The organism is Nonomuraea monospora (assembly GCF_039531895.1).
GTDB lineage: Bacteria > Actinomycetota > Actinomycetes > Streptosporangiales > Streptosporangiaceae > Nonomuraea > Nonomuraea monospora.
On record NZ_BAAAQX010000058.1, the window covers coordinates 17,002 to 37,061 of the forward strand.

Here is a 20,060-nt window from a genome sequence, read left to right on the forward strand (position 1 = left end):
TTAACGACCCCGGTCTGTTCGAGGTCGCCCTTGGGAGATACGGTCTTACGGACGATCTCTACCAGCTCAAGGGGGTGCTTTCGTGACGACGACGATGTCGACACACCGGCGGGCAGTAGAGCAGATCCGGCAGTCGTACGCCGAGATCCCCGGCGACGCCGCGCCCAGGCTGGCCAAGGCCACGTCCAACCTCTTCCGGTTCCGCGACGGCGGCAAGACGGCCAAGCTCTCGGCCAGAGACCTCGACGAGGTCATCAGCGTCGATCCCGAGACCATGACCGCCGAGGTCCAGGGCATGACCACGTACGAGCACCTGGTCGACGCGACCCTGCCGCACGGCCTCATGCCGTACGTGGTGCCGCAGCTCAAGACCATCACGCTGGGCGGCGCCGTGACCGGGCTCGGCATCGAGTCCACCAGCTTCAGGGACGGCCTGCCGCACGAGTCGGTCGAGGAGCTGGAGATCCTCACCGGCGACGGGCGCATCGTCGTGGCCCGCGACGACAACGAGCACCGCGACCTGTTCCGCGCCTTCCCCAACTCCTACGGCACGCTCGGCTACGCGCTGCGCATCAGGATCAAACTCCGCAAGGTCCAGCCGTACGTGCACCTCACCCACGTCAAGTTCACCGACGCGGGCAAGTGCATGCTGGCCATGCAGGAGATCTGCGACAGCATGGTCTACGACGGCGACCCCGTCGACTTCGTGGACGGCGTGTTCTTCGCCCCCGGCGAGATGTACCTCACGCTGGGCCGCTTCGCCGACCGCGCGCCCTACATCTCCGACTACACGGGGATGCGCGTCTACTACCAGTCGATCAGGCAGCGCACCCGCGACTGGCTGACGGTCCGCGACTACCTGTGGCGCTGGGACACCGACTGGTTCTGGTGCTCGCGCGCCTTCGGCGTGCAGCAGCCCGTCGTCCGCTCGCTCATGCCGCGCCGCTGGATGCGCTCCGACGTCTACCGCCGCCTGGTCGCGCTCGACCGCAGGCACGGCGTGACCGCCCGCGTCGACCGCTGGCGCGGCCTGCCCGTGAGCGAGTCGGTCATCCAGGACGTCGAGACGCCCGTCGAGCGCGGCGCCGAGTTCCTGGAGTTCTTCCACGACAAGGTGGGCATGACCCCGGTGTGGATGTGTCCGCTGCGGGCGAGCACCCGCTGGCCGATCTACCCGCTGGAGCCGGGCAAGCTCTACGTCAACTTCGGTTTCTGGGGAATGGTGCCGCTGCCACGGGGGCAGTTCGACGGTTACTACAACCGGCTGATCGAGCGTGCCGTTCACGATCTCGACGGTCACAAGTCGCTCTACTCGACCTCCTTCTACGCCCGTGAGCAGTTCTGGCAGCTGTACAACGGCGATGCCTACTGGCCGGTCAAGCGGGAATACGACCCGAATGGGCGCCTGCTGGACCTGTACGAAAAGTGTGTACGGGGAAGGTGAGCAAGCAGATGGCTCTCGCATCCATCTTTGAGAAGATCGTCGGTTCGAACGCGAACATCGCGTTCATGGCGTACGACGGCAGCAAGGCCGGGCCGGACGGCGCCGACCTGGCCCTCGAGGTCAAGTCGCCGATCGCCGTGGCCTACCTGGCCCAGGCACCCGGGGAGCTCGGCCTGGCCAGGGCGTACATCTCCGGCCACATCGACGTCCACGGCGACATGTACACGTTGCTGGACCGGATGTGGAACATCACCACCAACGACCTGACCACGTCCGAGAAGCTCGACGCCGTGCGGGCCCTGGGCGTCAAGCCGCTGCTCATGCGGGTGCCCCCGCCCCCGCAGGAGATGCGCCAGAGCGCGCTGGCCAGGCTCGGCTCCCGGCACGCCAAGCAGCGTGACGCGGAGGCCATCCACCACCACTACGACGTCTCCAACCGGTTCTACGAGTGGGTGCTGGGCCCGTCCATGGCCTACACGTGCGCCTGCTATCCGACGGAGGAGTCCACGCTGGAGGAGGCCCAGTACGCCAAGTTCGACCTGGTGGCGCGCAAGCTCGACCTCAAGCCCGGCATGCGCCTGCTCGACGTCGGCTGCGGCTGGGGCGGCATGGTCATGCACGCGGCCAAGGAGTACGGCGTCAAGGCGCTCGGCGTCACGCTCAGCCGCCAGCAGGCCGAGTACGCGCAGAAGGCCATCGCCGACGCCGGGCTGCAGGACCTGGCGGAGGTCCGCTTCATGGACTACCGCGACGTCCAGGAGTCAGGCTTCGACGCGGTCAGCTCGATCGGCCTGACCGAGCACATCGGCAAAGCCAACGTGCCGTCGTACTTCGAGTTCCTGTACGGCAAGCTCAAGCCGGGCGGGCGCATCCTGAACCACTGCATCACCCGGCCGACCGGCAAGGAGAAGACGTTCAACAAGGGCGGTTTCATCAACCGCTACGTCTTCCCCGACGGGGAGCTGGAGTCGGTGGGCTGGCTGATCCGGCAGATGGAGGACACCGGCTTCGAGATCCGCCACGAGGAGAACCTGCGCGAGCACTACGCCAAGACCCTGCGTCACTGGTGCGACAACCTCGACGCCAACTGGGAGGACGCGGTGCAGGAGGTCGGCATGGGCACCGCCCGCGTGTGGGCCCTGTACATGGCCGGCTGCATCGTGGGCTTCGAGCGTAACAAGGTGCAGCTTCACCAGGTGCTCGGCGTCAAGCTCGACGCGAACGGCCGCGCGGGCGTCGCGCTGCGGCCGAGCATCGACTGGCCCTAGCCGCTCATGGGGTGGGCCGTCGGTGCCCACCCCATTTCGCCGGCTCTAAGGGGCCGCTTGTTCGGCGGATCTCCCGGTGCACAGGTGCCGGTCCTTGGCGTGCCGCCCTTTGCTGGGGTGCTGCTCGTCGGCGCCGGAATCCTCCTGCGGATCCTGTTCCTTGAGGTTGTGGGGCTTCGCGTGCCTGCCCACGTGTGCTCTCCCTCCCTCGCACAACTGCTTAAAGTGACCGTATGGCTACAGTCGGCTTTGGGGCAAGCGGCTGAACGGTAAAGGTGAAGCTCCTTCCATGCTCGGGCATCTCAGGAGGTGCAGGCCGTGCCGTTCAGGGTGAAGGCGGGCGGCTTGCCGGTGTTGCCGCCGTGCGTGGCCTGGAAGCCGAACGAGGCCGACGCTCCCGGCGCGATGGCGCCGTTGTAGGAGACGTTCCTGGCCGTCACCTGGCCGCTGCTGGGCGAGATCGAGGCGTTCCAGGCGGAGGTGACGCTCTGGCCGGCGGGCAGGGTGAAGGCCAGGCTCCACGAGGAGAGCGCGGTCGTGCTCGTGTTCGCGATCGTCACCGCGGCCGTGAAGCCGGTGTTCCAGGTGTTCATCTGGTACGTGACCTGGCAGGCCCCGGCCGGAGGAGTCACCGTCGGCGTGATCGTGGGGGTCGGGTCGGTGCCGCCCTCCGACAGGCCGAAGAAGTCGATCACCATGGCCGCCATCCCACCCTGAGGCAGGCTGTGGCCCACGCCCTGCAGACTGATCGCCTCCACCGGCGCCTTCGTGCCCGTGCCGCCGTAGCGGGTCCTGGTCCAGCCGGAGCGCGGCTGGTCGGTGAGGCTGGGCGTCTGGCTCAGGCCGTGGACGTTGGTCCACTGCTTGATCTGCTCCTGGAAGTTCGGGTAGCGCAGCGTGGCGTCCTCGGTGCCGTGCCAGATCTGCATGCGCGGGCGCGCCCCGCTGTAGCCCGGGTACGCCGCGCGTACCTGGTCGCCCCACTGCTGAGCGGTCTTGATGAGCTGGCCGTTGGCGCAGGTGCTGTTCCAGCTCGACCCGTCGGTGGTGGCGAAGCAGCCGAACGGCACGCCCATGAACGACGCGCCCGCCTTGAACACGTCCGGGTACGCGCCGATCAGCACGTTCGTCATCATGCCGCCGGAGGAGGCGCCGGTCACGTACGTGCGCTCGGGGTCGGCGTTGTAGCGCTGCTGCACGTACCTGACCATGGAGACGATGCCCACCGGGTCGCTGCCGCCGTTGTGCGTGAGCGACTGCGGCGAGGAGACGTCGAAGCAGGAGCCGCTCCTGGTCGCCGACGGGTAGACGACGATGAACTTGTGCCGGTCGGCCAGCGAGGCGAACTCGGTGCCCGAGTAGAACGCCGGGCCCGAGCCGGTGCAGTAGTGCACGGCCACGAGCAGGGCGGGCCTGGCGGCGACGCCGTCGGGGACGTACAGGTGCATGCGCAGGTTCGTCGGGTTCGTGCCGAACCCGGTCACCTCGGTGAGCTGGGCGGACGCGGCCGGCGGCGCGGTGATCAGGCCGACTGTCACGAGGGCCGCGGCGGCGATGATGGCGCTTGCCATGCGAGCTTTCAGCTTCATCGAGTTCCTCTCGCTCTCCAGCCGAAATATTGCGAGTGTCTACAGAAAATTTCGGCATCGCAATATGGCAGGTGCGTGCGGATATGGCGGAGGGCGTTGAGCTGCTCAGAGGCGAGAAGGAAGGACTCGCGTCGATGAAAGTTTCGGATCAGACCGCCAGCTCCTCCAGCGTGCCGGTGAGCGAGTCCCACGACAGCTCGGCGTCGGCCGTGCGCCCGTGCGGCGAGCGGAACCACTCCACGTACTGCGCCACGTCGTCCAGCGCCCACCGCAGCCGGTACAGCGCCAGCAGGTCCTGGTCCACCGCCCGTCCCGTCGCCTTCGCGTAGCGGGCCAGGTCCTCCTCGTCCCTGACCACCAGCCACAGGTCCCGCTCCGGCACGGCCATCCCGACCGTGTCCCAGTCGATCAGCAGCCGGCGCTCCCCGTCGCGCAGGAGGTTGCCCGGGTGCGGCTCGCCGTGCGTCAGCACCGGCTCGCCCGGCTTGCCCGCCAGCCGGTCGAACTCCGCCAGCCTGCGCCGCAACGCCCCGGCGTACTGCACGATCAGGTCCTGGGCGGCCTCCGAGTAGGGGCCGCCCAGCCAGGGCAGCGTCGTGTCGCCGAGCGCCTGCTCCAGCCCCGCCCGGCCGGTCAGCGCCACCGGACGGCCCGGCGTGGACAGCGGCGGCGGGGTGGCGTGCAACTCCGCCAGCAGGTCGATGACGTGGCCGCGCTCGGCGGGCGACAGCTCGTCGCCGAAGTCGCCGCCCGTGGCCTCCTCGTACGGGAACACGCTCATGGCGTACCGGTGGCCGTCGAGGCGGCGCAGCGTGGTGCCGTCGGTGGCGCGCAGCGGGGCCAGCACGAAGGCCAGGCCCGCCTCCTCGCGCAGCGCCGCCGCCGTCTCCATGGCCAGCCGCAGCCCCTCGTACGTCTGCCGCCGCACGTCCGCCACCGTCACGAACCAGCGCCGCCCGCCCTCGCCGGTCGCCGTCCAGTGGAAGTCGCCGAAACCGACCGGCGCGTAGTCCAGGCCCGTGGCCTCGATGCCCCAGGCGCGCAGGGCGGGGCGCAGGAGCTCTTCGTCGAAGTCGTCCGGTCGATCTCGCATGATCGGCAAGCTACCCCGAGGGCGGGCAAGCGTGCAGCTCGAAATCGTCTCGCGGGGGTCACCGCAGGTCGGCGAGGAAATCCAGGGCCGCGACGACGTTGGTCACGACCCAGGACGGACGCGCGGGGCTTACGCCGGACCTCCGCGGGCGGGGCGGACGCGCGGGGCTTACAGCGGGCCTCCGGGAGCGGGGCGGGAGCGCGGGCGAGCGCAAGACGTCCCGGGGGACGGCGAAGGCGCGGGTGGGGTGCCCGCGCCTTCGGCGACGACCGGGTCAGCGCAGCTCGCGCTTGAGGATCTTGCCCGTGGCCGTCATCGGCAGGGCGTCGCGGAACTCGACGATCCTCGGGTACTTGTAGCCCGCCAGGTTCTCCTTGGCCCACGCGATCAGCTCCGACTCGCTGATCGTCGCGCCGGGCGTGCGGATGACGTACGCCTTGACCTCCTCGCCGTGCGAGTCGTGCGGGACGCCGACGACGGCGGCCAGCGACACGGCCTCGTGGGTCATGAGGACCTCTTCGACCTCGCGCGGGTAGACGTTGAACCCGCCCCGGATGACCATGTCCTTGGCCCGGTCGATGATGGCGTAGTAGCCGTCGGCGTCCCGGGTGGCGATGTCGCCGGTGCGGAACCAGCCGTCCTTCATCACCTCGGCCGTGGCCTCGGCCCGGCCGTAGTAGCCCTTCATGACGTTGTGGCCGCGGATGGCGATCTCGCCGGGGCCCTCGCCCTCGATGGTCTTCCAGTCGCCGTCGACCAGCTTCATCTCCACGCCCCAGATGGGGGTGCCGATGGTGCCGGGCTTGGCGGGCCGGCCGATCTGGTTGAAGCAGGCCACAGGGGAGGTCTCGGACAGCCCGTACCCCTCCAGGATGCCGACGCCGAACGTCTGCTCGAAGTCCTTGAGCACCTCGACCGGCGAGGACGCGCCGCCCGCGACGGCCACCTTCAGCGAGCGCGGCACCTCCGCGCCCTCGGCGTGGATCTTGGTGAGCATGGCCCAGTACATGGTGGGCACGCCCGCGAAGTACGTGACGCCCTCCTTCGCCATGAGCGCGAGCGCCTCGCCGGGCTCGAAGCGCGGCATCAGCACGACCGTGGAGCCGCGCAGGAAGCCGGTGTTCATGACGGTGGTCTGGCCGAAGGAGTGGAACAGCGGCAGGACCGCCAGGTAGGTGTCGCCGCCCTCGGTGCGGGGGAACATGCGGTCGCTGATGATGGCGTTCATCAGCATGTTCTGGTGGGTCAGCTCGGCGCCCTTGGGCTGGCCGGTGGTGCCCGAGGTGTAGAGGATCACCGCGGTGTCGTCGGGCGCGGTCTGCACGGTCTCGAACTCGCCGGCCATCCCGCCGAGCGCCGCCCAGAACGACTCGCCGTACTCCGACTCGGTCGCCAGCGGCGTGGCGGGCAGCACGAAGAAGTGCTCGCAGCCTTCCGCGGCCTCGAAGCCGGCCTTGCCGCGCTCGCCGAGCGGCAGCTCAGGCGAGCCTTCGAAGCAGAACAGCGCCTTGGCGTCGCTGTCGTCGAGGTGGTAGGCGATCTCACGCGACTGCAGGAGGACGTTGAGCGGCACCACCGTCGCCCCGGCCTTCAGAATGCCGTAATAGACGAACGGGAAGTACGGCAGATTGGGGCAGGCCAGCGCGACCTTGTCACCCTTGCCGATGCCGCGTGTCACCAACAGGTTCGCGACCTGGTTCGCTACGGTGTCGATCATGGAGAACGGCAGCCGCATGTCGCCGAAGACGATCGCGGTGCCATCCGGGGTGTTCCTGGCGCTGTCCTCCAGGACGATCGACAGGTTGAGCATGACGCCTTCCTCCCTCTAGAACGGCTTCGGCGCCATCTTCGCAGTACCGGCATACCGACTGGTAGGTAACTCAGGTCACAAGTGCATATGGACGCGTCGGCCCCGCGTGAAGTAAGCAAGTAGGAAGTTACTTACCCCTTGGAGGGGTGTCATGGAGTACGACTACGTGATCGTCGGGGCAGGCTCGGCCGGATGCGTGCTGGCCAGCAGGTTGACGGAGGATCCCGGCGTAACGGTGGCGTTGGTCGAGGCGGGCGGCAAGGACGACAGGCTCGAGATCCGCATGCCGGCCGGCTTCGCCAAACTGTTCAAGACCGAGTACGACTGGGCCTACCTGACGGCCAAACAGAGCGAGATGTCCGGGCGCGAGCTGTACTGGCCGCGCGGGCGGGTGCTGGGCGGCTCCTCCTCGCTCAACGCCCAGATGTGGGTACGCGGCTGCCAGCAGGACTACGACCAGTGGGGGATCCCCGGCTGGGCGTACGACGACGTCCTGCCCTACTTCACCAAGGCCGAGCGCCGCGTCGGCAGCAACCACGGCGGCGTCTACGGCACCGACGGCCCGCTCTACATCTCCGAGCTGCGCAGCCCCAACGTCACCACCGGCGTCTTCCTGAAGGCGTGCGAGGAGCTCGGCTACACCCGGCTGACCGAGCTGAACGGCCGCAGCAACGAGGGCTACTGCCCCACCCCCGTCACCCAGAACCGCGGCAGGCGGTGGAGCTCCGCCGACGCGTACCTGCGCCCGGCGCTCTCCCGGCCCAACCTGCACGTGATCACGAACACCACCGTCGACCGGGTCACGTTCGACGGCAGGCGCGCGACGGGCATCGAGCACAGCGGCGGCGCCCCGATCAAGGCCAGGCTGGAGGTCGTCCTGGCGGGCGGCGCGATCGGCTCGCCGTACCTGCTCATGCGCTCCGGCGTGGGCGCGGCCGACGAGCTGCGCGACGCGGGCGTGCCGATCGTGCACGAGCTGCCCGAGGTCGGCAAGAACCTCCAGGACCACCTGTCGAGCGGCGTGTTCGTCGAGTGCAGGCAGCCGGTGACGCTGACCAAGGCCGAGTCGATCGTGAACCTGCTGCGTTACATCGTGCTGCGCTCCGGCATGCTCACCACGAACGTCGGCGAGGCCGTCGCGTTCATCAAGACCTCGCCCGAGGAGCCCGCGCCCGACATCGAGCTGATCTTCGCGCCGGTGCCGTTCGTGGACCACGGCTTCACCCCGCCCACCGGCCACGGGCTCACCGTCGGCGTCGTGCTGCTGCAGCCGGAGAGCCGCGGCAGGATCGCCCTCAACGGCAGGGACGTGGTGATCGACCCCGGCTACCTCACGGCGGAGGCCGACGTCAAACGCCTGGTCGAGGGGCTGAAGGCGGCCAAGCACGTGTTCGCCACGACCGCGATGAAGGCCTACGCGGGCGGGCCGATGGCGCCGTACTGGGGGCCGGAGAGCGACGAGGAGCTGGCCCAGTGGGTACGCGAGCGCGGCGAGACCCTCTACCACCCCGTCGGGAGCTGCCGCATGGGCGCCGACGAGGCGTCGGTCGTGGATCCGGAGCTGCGCGTGCGCGGCGTCGAGGGGCTCAGGGTCGTGGACGTGTCGGTCATGCCGACGCTCAACCGCGGCCACACGCACGCCCCCGCCATCATGATCGGCGAGAAGGGGGCCGACCTGATCAGGGCGAGCAAGGCTTGACGTAAGTGGTCACTTGCGTAGTCTCGTCGATATGACCCTGTCCGCGGACCTCGACCTGTCGCAGATCCCGTTCTGGGGACGGTCGCAGGACGAGCGCATGGCGGCGTTCCGCAAGCTGCGCGAGCTGGAACGCCCGGTGTTCGTGCCGGAACAGGCCGTGCCGTTCATCGGTCACGGCCCCGGCTACCACGCGCTGGTGCGCCACGCCGACGTGACCGAGGCCAGCAGGAACGCGGCCGTGTTCAGCAGCGAGCCGTGCTCCAACAGCATCCCCGACATGCCGCGCTGGCTGAGCGTCTACTTCGGCTCCATGATCAACATGGACGATCCCCGGCACGCGCGGCTGAGACGCATCGTGTCGCGGGCGTTCACGCCGCGCATCCTGTCGAAGATGGAGGAGGACCTGGCGCGGGCCGCCGCCGAGATCGTCGATCAGGCGATCGAGGAGGGGCCGGGCGACTTCGTCACCCAGGTGGCCGCCAGGCTTCCCGTACGCGTCATCTGCGACATGATGGGCGTCCCCGCGAAATTTCATGACATGGTGTTGCGGCGGACGAACGTCATCCTCGGCAACGCCGACACCGAGTACACCGGCATCTCACCCGACTTCAGCCGCGCCAACGTCGCCCGCGGCCTGGTCAAGCTGCTGCACGCCGGCTACTCGCTCAACCGGCTGGCCGCCCGCCTCGGCGACGAGCGGCGCAAGCGGCCCACGGGCGACCTCGTCAGCCTGCTGGTCAACGGGGAGGAACGGCTCACCTCGCAGCAGCTCGGCTCGTTCTTCATCCTGCTGGTGGTGGCGGGCAGCGAGACCACGCGCAACGCCATCGCGTACGGGCTCAAGCTCTTCACCGACCACCCGGAGCAGCGCGAGCTGCTGCTGGCCGACTTCGACGAGCGCGTCGTGGGCGCCTGCGACGAGATCGTCCGCTACGCCACGCCGGTCATCCAGTTCCGCCGCACGCTGACGCGGGATCACGAGATGAACGGCATGACGTACCGGAAGGGCGACAAGGTGCTGCTCTTCTACAACTCGGCCAACCGCGACGAGTCGGTCTTCCGCGACCCCGACGCGTTCGACATCACCCGCGACCCCAACCCGCACGTCGGCTTCGGCGGTCCTGGCCCGCACTACTGCCTGGGCGCGCACCTGGCGCGCAGGGAGATGACCGTGATGTTCCGCGAGCTGTTCACCCGGCTGCCGGACATCAGGGCGGTGGGGGAGCCCGACTTCCTCCTGTCCAACTTCATCAACGGCGTCAAGCATCTGAGGTGGGCGTTCTGAGATGTCCGGTGATGGAAGATCCGGCGTGCTAGGTTTCGCAGTCATGGAGATCAGGACTATCCACGCCAATGGGGTGGAGTTCGCGTATCTATCGTTGGGAGAGGGGCCGCTGGCGCTGCTCCTGCACGGCTTCCCCGACACCGCGCACACCTGGCGGCACCTGATGCCCGCGCTGGCCGAGCGCGGCTACCGCGCGGTAGCGCCCTTCATGCGCGGCTACGCGCCCACAGAGGTCCCGGCCGACGGCGCGTACGAGGACGCGGCGCTCGTCGCGGACGTACGCGCGCTGCACGAGGAACTCGGCGGCGGCGACGACGCCGTCGTCATCGGGCACGACTGGGGCGCCTTCCCCGCCTACGCCACCGCCGGCCGCTTCCGCCGCGCCGTCACGCTCGCCGTGCCGCCGCCCGGCTCCCTCGCCGGCCTCTTCCTCGACTACGAGCAGCTCAAGCGCTCCTTCTACATCTTCCTCTTCCAGACCGCGCTCGCCGAGACCGCCGCCGCCACGCCCGGCTTCATCGACAACCTCTGGCGCGACTGGTCGCCCGGCTACGACGCGAGCGAAGACCTCGAGTTCGTGCACCGCAGCCTGCGCGACCCCGCCAACCTCGCCGCCGCCATCGGCTACTACCGCGCCATGCTCGGCACCACCCCGCACTCCGGCCGCTACCCGGCCGTCGAACGCCCCGTCACCGGGCCCGTCCTCTACCTGCACGGGGCGCAGGACGGATGCCTGGGCCCCGACCTCGTCAAGGGGGCGCTCGACCACCTGCCGGGAGGGTCGCGGGCCGAGCAGGTGGCGGGCGCGGGGCACTTCCTCCACCTGGAACGGCCCGCCGAGGTCAACCGGCTCATCCTCGACTGGCTCGGGCCCGCCTCCGGCTGAGGACCGTGATCAGGGGGTGCTGGCCTGACAGGCTCACCTCCAGGACCTCCTCCACCGCGAAACCCCGCGGGACGCCGTCGTGCACCAGCGCCACCGCCAGGCCGTCCGGGGCCATCACCCGCCTGACCTCGCGCCACAGGGTGGCCGGGTCCTGGGAGAGCAGGCCCGCCGGGGGGACCTGGCGGCCCCAGGGCGGGTTCACCAGCACCCGGTCCGCGGCACCGTCCCCCAGCGGGATCCGCCCACCGTCGGCGATCGCCCACGCCAGGCGCAAAGGCTGGTCTTGGGGCACCCCACCCGCCGCACCGCCCGCGCGTGCGGCGCTGCCTGCGCGTGCGGCGCTGCCTGCGCGTGCGGCGCTGCCCGCTCGTGGGGCGCTGCCCGCTTGTGTGACGCTGGGCGGGCCTGCTGCGCTGCCTGTGTGTGCGGTGCTGTCTGCGCGTGCGGCGCTGGACGCGTCGCGCGGCCCTGGCGCGTTGGACGCGGCGGCGGCGGCGCGGGCGTTGGCGGTGGCGGCAGTGACGGCGGCGGGGTCGTGGTCGAAGCCCAGCAGCCGCAGCCCCGCCCCAGCCCAGCCCGAAGCGGCCGCCTCGATCAGCGTCGTGCCCGCACCACAGCACGGATCGACCACCGTAAGACCGTCGTCGAGCCGCGCCAGCCGAGCCATCGCGGCGGCCACCGGCGGATGCAACGTGCCCCGGACGGAGACAGTCTTGTAGGCCCGCCGATGCAACGGCCGCCCCGCCACCCGCACCGCGATGACCGCCTGCTCCCCTTCGATGGTGACCCGCCAGGCCATCGCCCCGCCCGGCGGCCGCCGCCCGTCCCGGCGCGAGTGGTAGGGCACGCGCAACGGCCGCGCCAGCTCGGCCCCCACCGCGTCCTCGATCTCGAACCGGGTGTAGTTGCGCCGCCCCACGAACGACGCCGACACCTCCACCCCGCTCCCGGGAGAGCCCAGGAGCCGGGCGTCGATCTCGCGCGCCGCCCGCGCCAGCCGGAGCAGGGCGGAGCGGCCGGGGCCGACGCCGTCGACGACGGCCGCAGCGAGCAGGACGTCGTCGGCCGTGCGGAGCGCGAGCAGGTCGGCGTCGGGCCGGGCTTCGAACCAGACCTCGCGGTGGCGCACCCCGCGCACCACGCCTGTCCTGGAATGCCGGATCTCATTGGCCACCAGGGGCTCGATGCCACGCACGGCCCTGGCCACGGCAAAGGTATGCAACTGTGTTTCTCCCACGTAGCGACCCGGGGCGGCGCTCGTCGAGCCGTCCCGCATCACCGGCGGTGGGTCGTCCGCGACCCGCCGGCGGATCGCTAACGTCGGAAGAAGTACACGGGGGTCACCTTAGGCGGGCGCCGCGCGGGGGGCCACAGGTTTTCCGCCGACGTACGTACGGTGTACGTCAGACCCATTGACGTAAGTGGCCGCTTTCCGAATGATGGCCTCATGAGCGTCCTGGACTTCGACCTGTCGGACCGCGACTTCTGGGCCAAGCCCATGAGCGAGCGCGAGGAGGCGTTCGAGCGGCTGCGTTCGCTCGACACCCCGGCCTTCTTCGAGGAATCGGAGATGACCTACATGCCCAAGGGGCCGGGCTACTACGCGCTGGTCAAGCATGCCGACATCCTGGAGGCCAGCCGCAACCCTGAGGTCTTCTGCTCGGGCGACGGAGGCGCGACGAACATCCCCGACATGCCGGCGGAGTTCGCCGAGTACTTCGGCTCGATGATCAATATGGACGACCCGCGCCACGCCCGGCTGCGCAGGATCGTCTCGCGGGCCTTCACCCCCAAGATGATCAAACAGTTCGAGTCGGACGTGGAGGCGGCGGCGGTCGGCATCGTGGACGACCTCCTCGCCAAGGGGTCCGGCTGCGACTTCGTGACCGAGGTGGCCGCGCGGCTGCCCCTGAAGATCATCTGCGACATGATGGGCATCCCTGAGCGCGACTACCAGTTCGTCTTCGACCGCTCGAACATCATCCTGGGCGGCTTCGACCCCGAGTACACCGGCGACGACCTCAACCAGCTCGCCGAACGGCTGCTCAACGCCGGCATGGAGCTGCAGCAGCTCGTCCAGGACCTGGCCGCGCACCGGGCCGACAACCCGACGGGCGACCTCACCTCGTCCCTGGTCAACGCCAACATCGACGGCGAGCGGCTGACCATGCAGGAGCTGGGCTCGTTCTTCATCCTGCTGGTGGTGGCCGGCAACGAGACCACCCGCAACGCCATCTCGTACGGCATGCGCCTGCTCACCAAGAACCCCGACCAGCGCGCGCTCTGGCTGGAGGACATCGACGGCCGCGCCCCCGGCGCGGTCGAGGAGATCGTCCGGCTGGCCTCACCGGTGAACTTCATGCGCCGCAAGGCCACCAGGGACTTCGAGATGAACGGCCACCTGTACCGCGCGGGGCAGAAGGTCGTGCTGTTCTACTGGGCCGCCAACAGGGACGCGGCCGTGTTCGACGACCCGCGCCGCTTCGACATCACCCGCCACCCCAACCCGCACGTCGGCTACGGCGGTCCTGGCCCGCACTTCTGCCTGGGCGCTCACCTGGCGCGCAGGGAGATCACGGTGATGTTCCGCGAGCTGCTGCGCCGCGTCCCGAACGTCGAGGTGGGCAAGCCGGACCGGCTGCACTCCAGCTTCATCAACGGGATCAAGCACATGGAGTGCACCTTCTGATCGGCCGGCGGGCCTTCCGGGTCAGGACTGGCCGGCGAGGCGGATCTGGTTCATCACCGTACGGATGTCGGGCAGGAGCTCCTTGCTCTCCGCCGGGATCGAGATGTAGACGATCGCCGGGACCTGGCCGCCGGTGTTGATGGCCATGGTGGCGATCGTGGCGTTCTCGGTGTCGGAGGTCAGCTCGTACGCGATCAGCCGCCCCGTCTGGTCGCCCACCTTGATCGGCTGCTGGGCGATCTTGCGGACCTTGTTGCCCTGCGGGAAGAAGCTGCGGCGCGCGCTCAGCACGACCTGCTTGATCACCGGCTCCAGGTTGTCCGGCTCGTAGTACGACGACAGCCGCTGCGACAGCGGCCCCGACATGACCGTGGCGTACTTCTCGGGCGCCACCTGCACGTACTGGCGGGTGTCGAAGCCGTAGGTGCCCTTCACCGTGGCCCGCTGGTCGAGCTGCCAGGTGCCGCCCAGGCGCGGCATGGAGATGCCGGCGGCGGCGTCGGGCACCCGGCCGATGACGGGCGAGGCCTTGCCGGTGTACTTGCGCAGCGGCCCGATCGAGGTGGACGACTTGGTGGCGCTCGCCTTGGGCGTGGCCGCGGCCGACTCCTCTGCGGCGAGGCTGGCGCCGGACGACGGCTCCTCGCCCGCCAGCGGGCCCCACAGGAACGCCCACAGCAGCGCGGCCACCAGCGCGATCGCCACGGAGCCGCCGAGCGCGTAGATCCAGATGGGCTTGCCCTGCTCCTCGTCCTCCAGGCCGTCCTGGTCGCCCATGGCCTGGTAGTCGTCGCCGAAGACGGTGTTCCAGAGCTCCTGCTGGCGCTCGGGCGGCGGGGTGCGGGAGCCGCTGATCTGGCCGGCCGTGACGAAACGGTTCTCCGGGTCGGAGGGGTCGCGGCTCAGGTTGGAGCCGGGGCGGCCGGGGTGGTCGTCGGGGTGGGGCGCGCCCGGAGGGGGGCCGGGAGGCGTGTCGGTGTGGGGCTGGGCAGCGTCCATGGGGGATGAGGGGACCGCGCGTTCGTTGAGGAGGTTCTGGGTGTGCTGGTTGTAGGTGACCGTGCGTTCGTCGGCCGGATGGGGGGCGGGCGGCGGGCCGCCCGCGTTGTTGTAGATCGTGGTGCGCTCGGCTCCGGACTCGGCGGGCGCCGCGCGGTCGGCCGGCGGCCAGGGGGCCGGGCTGGACAGGTTGGACCAGGCGCCGGGGGACGGCGTGGGCGGCTGCGACCAGGCGGGGACCGGGTCGGCGGGCTGTCCGGGGCGCGGGCCCTGCGGAGAAGGGGGCGGGGCGCCCTTGGAGGACACGTCCGGCCACGCGGCGGGACCCGCGGTGCTCTGCGGCGGCGGCGCGTCCTGCCAGGCGGCCCGCACGTCAGGTGAGGAGGCGCTGTCCTGCCAGGCGGCCCGCACATCGGGGGAGGAGGCGTTCTCGGGCCACGCTGCCCGGACGTCGGGCGAAGACGCGTGCTCAGGCCAGGCTGCCCGGACGTCGGGCGAAGAGGCGTTCTCGGGCCAGGCCGCGCGCACGTCGGGCGAGGAGGCGTTCTCCGGCCAGGCGGCGCGCACGTTGGGTGACGAGGCGTTGTCCGGCCACGGGTTGCGGACGTCGGGCGAGGAGGCGTTGTCCGGCCAGCCGCCGGACGGGTCCTGGCGGGCGGCGCCGGGCCGGGGCGCGCCGGGCGGTTCCGGCCACGACGGGTCCTTGCGCGGCGGCTCAGGCCAGGACGGCTCGGGATGGCCGGGACGCGGGCTCTCCGGCCAGGACGTGGGCACCTCGGCGGCGGCCGCGCTGGGCCAGGACGTGGGGACCTCCCCGGAGGGCGAGGACGCGTCGCGGCGGGGCGGGTCCGGCCAGGAGGATGGCAGGTGAGGTCCGGAATTCTCCGTTGCCATTGCTGCCGGCCCTCCCGAGGTTGTGTCCGGATGTCCCGTTATATCCGGATTTGACGTCTGACGCATGATCTCATGGGATTTTCCAGGAGACGCAGGTGGTTCCGCAGCGAAACGAGGGAAGCCATGCGGATCGGTGGGCGGATCCTGCAGAGGCAGGTCCCCCTCCGGTCTTTCGGGCTCAGCTGGGTATACCACGGCGACAAGGCTATTCTTCTGGGACGAATGAGGTCACAACGGATACATCACCATCAGGTCTCGCCGGACCCGAAGCCTCCATTGTGCCCGCGGACCTCGATCCAGTGCCTGCATTCAGCCGAAGAGGTGCGCTAGGCTTGACACATGCGTTCCGCGACCCTGCTTCTTAGCGGGCCGCGACGGCCCTAAGAGATCTCCGCCGTCGCGGCTCCACCCCTCGTTGTGTGCACGAGGGGTTTTCTTATGGGTCCGAATCAAGCCAGAAGGACAGTAGCCGTGAGTGAGTACGATCCGCAGGCGCTGCAGGCCAAGTGGCAGCAGCGATGGGAGGAGCAAGAGACCTACCGGGCGAGCGAAGACCCGGCAGACCCACGCGAGCGCCGCTACATGCTCGACATGTTCCCCTACCCTTCCGGCGACCTGCACATGGGCCACGGCGAGGTGTTCGCCCTGGGCGACGTCGTCGCGCGCTACTGGATGCAGAAGGGTTACAACGTCCTGCACCCGATCGGCTGGGACTCCTTCGGCCTGCCCGCCGAGAACGCCGCGATCAAGCGCAACGCCCACCCGGCGGAGTGGACGTACGCCAACATCGAGACGCAGGCCAACTCGTTCCGCCGCTACGGCATCTCCTTCGACTGGTCGCGCCGCCTGCACACCAGCGACCCCGACTACTTCCGCTGGAACCAGTGGCTGTTCAACCGCTTCTTCGAGCGCGGCCTGGCCTACCGGAAGGGCGGCCTGGTCAACTGGTGCCCCAACGACCAGACGGTGCTGGCCAACGAGCAGGTCGTGGCCGGCAAGTGCGAGCGCTGTGGCGCCGACGTCGTCCGCCGCGAGCTGACGCAGTGGTACTTCAAGATCACTGACTACGCGCAGCGCCTGCTGGACGACATGGAGCAGCTCACTGGCTGGCCCGAGCGGCTGCTGACCATGCAGCGCAACTGGATCGGCCGCTCCGAGGGCGCCGACGTGCTGTTCGAGATCGAGGGCCGCGACGAGCCGGTCCACGTCTACACCACGCGCCCCGACACGCTGTACGGTGCCACGTTCTTCGTCGTCGCCGCCGACGCCGCGCTGGCCGAGGAGATCGTCACCGAGGAGCAGCGCCCGGCCTTCGAGGCCTACCGCGCCGAGGTCGCCAAGCTGAGCGACATCGAGCGGCTGGCCACCGACAAGGAGAAGACCGGCGTCTTCCTGGGCCGTCACGCGATCAACCCGGTCAACGGCGAGCGCATCCCGGTCTGGGCGGCCGACTACGTGCTGTCCGACTACGGCCACGGCGCCATCATGGCCGTGCCCGCCCACGACCAGCGCGACCTGGACTTCGCCCGCAAGTTCGACCTGCCGGTGAAGGTCGTCGTGCACACCGGCCTGGCCGACCCGGGCGAGACCGGCGAGGCCACGCCCGGCGAGGGCACCCTGGTCAACTCGGGCCCGCTGGACGGCCTGACCAAGGTCGAGGCCATCGCCAAGATCATCGAGATCCTGGAGACGCAGGGCAGGGGCACCGGGGCGGTCAACTTCCGGCTGCGCGACTGGCTGCTGTCCCGCCAGCGCTACTGGGGCACGCCGATCCCGATCATCCACTGCGCCGACTGCGGCGAGGTGCCCGTCCCCGACGACCAGCTGCCGGTCACGCTGCCCGACCTGCGCGGCGAGGCGCTGGCGCCCAAGGGCGTCTCACCGCTGGCCAGCGCCACCGACTGGGTCAACGTCGAGTGCCCGAAGTGCGGCGGCCCCGCGCAGCGCGACACCGACACGATGGACACGTTCGTCGACTCGTCGTGGTACTTCCTGCGTTACTGCTCGCCGGGCTACACCGACGGCCCGTTCGACCCCGAGCAGGTGCGCAAGTGGGGCCCGATCGACCAGTACGTCGGCGGCATCGAGCACGCGGTCCTGCATCTGCTGTACTCCCGCTTCTTCACCAAGGTCCTGCACGACATGGGCATGGTCGACTTCACCGAGCCGTTCATGCGCATGCTGAACCAGGGGCAGGTGATCAACGGCGGCAAGGCCATGTCGAAGTCTCTGGGCAACGGCGTGGACCTGGGCCGGCAGATCGACGACTTCGGCGTCGACGCCGTCCGCCTGACCATGGTGTTCGCCGGCCCGCCCGAAGACGACATCGACTGGGCCGACGTCTCGCCGGCCGCCTCGCAGAAGTTCCTGGCCCGCGCGCTGCGCGTGATGTCCGAGGTGACCAGCGAGCCGGGCGTGCCGTTCGAGGGCGGCGACGCCGGGCTGCGCAAGGTGACGCACCACACGATCGACGAGGCCACCAAGCTGGTCGAGTCGCAGCGCTTCAACGTGGCGGTGGCGCGCATGATGGAGCTGACCTCCGCCGCCCGCAAGACCATCGACTCGGGCGCGGGCGCCGCCGATCCGGCGGTGCGCGAGGCCGCCGAGACGCTGGCCGTGCTGCTGTCGCTGGTGGCCCCCTACACCGCGGAGGAGGGCTGGGAGCGGCTGGGCCGCACCGGGTCCGTCTCGTTCGCCGGGTGGCCGGTGGCCGACCCCGCGCTGCTGGTGCAGGAGTCGGTCACGTGCGTGGTGCAGGTGGCGGGCAAGGTGCGCGACCGCCTGGAGGTCTCGCCCGACATCAGCGAGGACGAGCTGCGCGCGCTGGCGCTGGCCTCCGAGAAGATCGCCCCCTACGTGCAGGGCATGCCCCGCAAGGTGATCGTCCGGGCGCCGAAGCTGGTCAACATCGTCCCGTAGTCACAGGTTGCGCAGGGCCGGCAGCAGCTCCTTCTCCGCCCAGTCGAAGAACGGCTGCTGCTGGTCGTGCCCGATCTGCACGAGCGCCACGTGCGTGTACCCGGCGTCGGCGAACTTCTTGACGCTCTGCACGACGGCGTCCACGTCGTTGCCGCACGGCACGCTCTGCGCCACGTCGTCGGGGCGCACCGTGCCGGCCGCGGCGGCGAAGTTCACCGGCCCCGGCAGCTCGGCCATCACCTTCCAGCCGCCGACGCTGGACCAGCGCCACAGCTCGTGGGCGCGCTGCTTGGCGGCCTCGGCGTCGGTGTCGTAGGCCAGGGCGAGCTGGCCGTAGACCGGCTTGCCGTCGCCGCCCGCGGCGTTGAACTGCTGCACCACCTCGGGCATCGGGTCGTTGATGACCAGCACGTCGCCGTACTCCGCGGCCAGCTCAGCCGACTGGCCGCCCGAGGCGGCGATGCCGATGGGGACGGGCCGCTCCGGCAGGTCGTACAGCTTGGCCGAGTCCACGTCGAAGAACTCGCCCTGGTGGGTGACGTACTCGCCGCTGAACAGCTTCCTGATGATCTGGACGGCCTCGGCGAACATCCGGTGCCTGGTGTCCACGGGGGGCCAGCCCTCGCCGATGACGTGCTCGTTGAGGTTCTCGCCGCTGCCCAGGCCGAGGGTGAACCTGCCCTGGCTCAGCACGCCCATGGTGGCCGCCTTCTGCGCCACGACCGCCGGGTGGTAGCGCATGATGGGGCAGGTCACGTACGTCATCAGCGGCAGCCGCTCGGTCACCTGGGCCGCGGCGCCGAGCACCGACCAGCAGTAGGGCGAGTGCCCCATCTCCTCGACCCAGGGGAAGTAGTGGTCGGAGATGACGGCGTAGTCGAAGCCGATCCGTTCGGCCGCGGCGGCGTAGTCGACCAGCTCGCGGGCCGGAGTCTGTTCGGACATCAAGGTGTAGCCGATTTGTACCATGCGCCCCGGCTACCCGACTTTGCCCACATTAGCGGCCAAGGACCGGAGATCAATGTTGGCGGCGGGCGCGCAGCTCCTCGACCACCAGGCCGAGCCCGATGCCCAGCAGCCAGACGTCCTTGACGACGCCGATGCCCTGCTGCGTCGGCCGCACGCTGCCCTCGTGGTGCATGGCGGGCGTGCGCAGGTACAGGCCGATCAGCCCTGCGGCGAAGCCCGTCAGCGCCGCCCCGGCCAGCAGCGACGGCACGAACGGCGCCAGCAGGGCCGCGCCGAGGGCGACCTCGCTGCGCGCCAGCAGCCGGGTGAACAGGCCCGGGTCCATGCGGCGCAGGAAGGGGTAGGCGTCCGCCGCCATGGCGTGCGTGGCCGCGGCGCGCTGCTCGTCGGCGTCGACCATGTCCACGCCCGAGTTCAGGATGACGGAGGCGGCGGCCAGGCGGGGCGGGAGCTGATGCGCGCGGACGAAGATCTTCATGCTTCCTCGCAAGTCTCGAAACGGGCCTTAAGTCCCCT

14 protein-coding genes are annotated in these 20,060 nt (G+C 70.0%); 7 read left to right on the plus strand and 7 right to left on the minus strand.

Going from position 1 to position 20,060, the window contains the following annotated elements; translation table 11 throughout:
- Nucleotides 1-94: 94 nt before the first annotated feature.
- Together ABD331_RS56605 and ABD331_RS56610 are read left to right on the plus strand one after the other, a co-directional pair.
- Entirely contained in the window at nt 95-1,444 is a 1,350-nt protein-coding gene (locus ABD331_RS56605) for an FAD-binding oxidoreductase (protein ID WP_344495209.1), read from the plus strand.
- An 8-nt stretch (nt 1,445-1,452) separates the two neighbouring features.
- Complete coding sequence (locus ABD331_RS56610; protein WP_344495160.1) at nt 1,453-2,712, plus strand: class I SAM-dependent methyltransferase; 1,260 nt, start codon at nt 1,453-1,455, stop codon at nt 2,710-2,712.
- 302 nt (nt 2,713-3,014) lie between these two features.
- Here ABD331_RS56610 and ABD331_RS56615 read toward each other — a convergent pair whose 3' ends face one another.
- From ABD331_RS56615 to ABD331_RS56625, 3 genes are all read right to left on the minus strand, one after another.
- Nucleotides 3,015-4,283, minus strand: a complete 1,269-nt coding sequence (locus tag ABD331_RS56615; protein ID WP_344495162.1) for an extracellular catalytic domain type 1 short-chain-length polyhydroxyalkanoate depolymerase — start codon at nt 4,281-4,283, stop codon at nt 3,015-3,017.
- 166 nt (nt 4,284-4,449) lie between these two features.
- On the minus strand, nt 4,450-5,394 hold the full coding sequence (locus ABD331_RS56620) for a phosphotransferase enzyme family protein (RefSeq protein ID WP_344495164.1): 945 nt from the start codon (nt 5,392-5,394) through the stop codon (nt 4,450-4,452).
- A gap of 274 nt (nt 5,395-5,668) precedes the next feature.
- Entirely contained in the window at nt 5,669-7,204 is a 1,536-nt protein-coding gene (locus ABD331_RS56625) for a long-chain-fatty-acid--CoA ligase (RefSeq protein WP_344495166.1), read from the minus strand.
- 151 nt (nt 7,205-7,355) lie between these two features.
- On the opposite strand from ABD331_RS56625, the gene ABD331_RS56630 reads away from it, so the two are divergent.
- From ABD331_RS56630 to ABD331_RS56640, 3 genes are read left to right on the plus strand one after another with little or no spacing between them, the layout of a single operon-like run.
- Nucleotides 7,356-8,903: a GMC family oxidoreductase gene (locus ABD331_RS56630; protein ID WP_344495168.1), complete on the plus strand. Its 1,548-nt coding sequence runs from the start codon at nt 7,356-7,358 to the stop codon at nt 8,901-8,903.
- Nucleotides 8,904-8,934: 31 nt separating this feature from the next.
- Nucleotides 8,935-10,188, plus strand: a complete 1,254-nt coding sequence (locus tag ABD331_RS56635; protein WP_344495170.1) for a cytochrome P450 — start codon at nt 8,935-8,937, stop codon at nt 10,186-10,188.
- A 43-nt stretch (nt 10,189-10,231) separates the two neighbouring features.
- Nucleotides 10,232-11,074, plus strand: a complete 843-nt coding sequence (locus tag ABD331_RS56640) for an alpha/beta fold hydrolase (protein ID WP_344495172.1) — start codon at nt 10,232-10,234, stop codon at nt 11,072-11,074.
- On the opposite strand, the gene ABD331_RS56645 is transcribed toward ABD331_RS56640, so the two are convergent.
- Nucleotides 11,040-12,296 carry a hypothetical protein gene (locus ABD331_RS56645; protein WP_344495174.1) on the minus strand — a complete coding sequence of 419 codons (1,257 nt, stop codon included), beginning with the start codon at nt 12,294-12,296 and terminating at the stop codon, nt 11,040-11,042. The genes ABD331_RS56640 and ABD331_RS56645 overlap by 35 nt on opposite strands.
- A gap of 225 nt (nt 12,297-12,521) precedes the next feature.
- Between ABD331_RS56645 and ABD331_RS56650 the strand changes: the two genes are divergently transcribed.
- The gene (locus tag ABD331_RS56650; RefSeq protein ID WP_344495176.1) at nt 12,522-13,763 is read left to right on the plus strand and encodes a cytochrome P450; all 1,242 of its coding nucleotides are present in this window, start codon (nt 12,522-12,524) and stop codon (nt 13,761-13,763) included.
- A 21-nt stretch (nt 13,764-13,784) separates the two neighbouring features.
- Here ABD331_RS56650 and ABD331_RS56655 read toward each other — a convergent pair whose 3' ends face one another.
- A complete protein-coding gene (locus tag ABD331_RS56655) occupies nt 13,785-15,656 on the minus strand; it encodes a hypothetical protein (RefSeq protein WP_344495178.1) in 1,872 nt (623 codons plus the stop codon).
- Between the two features lie 438 nt (nt 15,657-16,094).
- Here ABD331_RS56655 and leuS point away from each other — a divergent pair, with 438 nt between their 5' ends.
- Complete coding sequence (leuS, locus tag ABD331_RS56660) at nt 16,095-18,575, plus strand: leucine--tRNA ligase (protein ID WP_344495180.1); 2,481 nt, start codon at nt 16,095-16,097, stop codon at nt 18,573-18,575.
- Here the strand turns inward: leuS and ABD331_RS56665 are convergent, their stop codons facing one another.
- Together ABD331_RS56665 and ABD331_RS56670 are read right to left on the minus strand one after the other, a co-directional pair.
- Complete coding sequence (locus ABD331_RS56665) at nt 18,576-19,544, minus strand: TIGR03557 family F420-dependent LLM class oxidoreductase (RefSeq protein WP_344495182.1); 969 nt, start codon at nt 19,542-19,544, stop codon at nt 18,576-18,578.
- A 49-nt stretch (nt 19,545-19,593) separates the two neighbouring features.
- Nucleotides 19,594-20,022, minus strand: coding sequence for a hypothetical protein (locus ABD331_RS56670; protein WP_344495184.1), 429 nt, complete (start codon nt 20,020-20,022; stop codon nt 19,594-19,596).
- Nucleotides 20,023-20,060: the final 38 nt, after the last annotated feature.

What these genes read in the sequence shown, in the direction of transcription:
- ABD331_RS56625 (WP_344495166.1), bottom strand. Translation starts at nt 7,204, where the DNA reads ATGCTCAACCTGTCGATCGTCCTGGAGGACAGCGCCAGGAACACCCCG.
- ABD331_RS56610 (WP_344495160.1), top strand. Translation starts at nt 1,453, where the DNA reads ATGGCTCTCGCATCCATCTTTGAGAAGATCGTCGGTTCGAACGCGAAC.
- ABD331_RS56630 (WP_344495168.1), top strand. Translation starts at nt 7,356, where the DNA reads ATGGAGTACGACTACGTGATCGTCGGGGCAGGCTCGGCCGGATGCGTG.
- leuS (WP_344495180.1), top strand. Translation starts at nt 16,095, where the DNA reads ATGGGTCCGAATCAAGCCAGAAGGACAGTAGCCGTGAGTGAGTACGAT.
- ABD331_RS56605 (WP_344495209.1), top strand. Translation starts at nt 95, where the DNA reads ATGTCGACACACCGGCGGGCAGTAGAGCAGATCCGGCAGTCGTACGCC.
- ABD331_RS56635 (WP_344495170.1), top strand. Translation starts at nt 8,935, where the DNA reads ATGACCCTGTCCGCGGACCTCGACCTGTCGCAGATCCCGTTCTGGGGA.
- ABD331_RS56640 (WP_344495172.1), top strand. Translation starts at nt 10,232, where the DNA reads ATGGAGATCAGGACTATCCACGCCAATGGGGTGGAGTTCGCGTATCTA.
- ABD331_RS56655 (WP_344495178.1), bottom strand. Translation starts at nt 15,656, where the DNA reads ATGGCAACGGAGAATTCCGGACCTCACCTGCCATCCTCCTGGCCGGAC.
- ABD331_RS56670 (WP_344495184.1), bottom strand. Translation starts at nt 20,022, where the DNA reads ATGAAGATCTTCGTCCGCGCGCATCAGCTCCCGCCCCGCCTGGCCGCC.
- ABD331_RS56665 (WP_344495182.1), bottom strand. Translation starts at nt 19,544, where the DNA reads ATGGTACAAATCGGCTACACCTTGATGTCCGAACAGACTCCGGCCCGC.
- ABD331_RS56650 (WP_344495176.1), top strand. Translation starts at nt 12,522, where the DNA reads ATGAGCGTCCTGGACTTCGACCTGTCGGACCGCGACTTCTGGGCCAAG.
- ABD331_RS56615 (WP_344495162.1), bottom strand. Translation starts at nt 4,283, where the DNA reads ATGGCAAGCGCCATCATCGCCGCCGCGGCCCTCGTGACAGTCGGCCTG.
- ABD331_RS56620 (WP_344495164.1), bottom strand. Translation starts at nt 5,394, where the DNA reads ATGCGAGATCGACCGGACGACTTCGACGAAGAGCTCCTGCGCCCCGCC.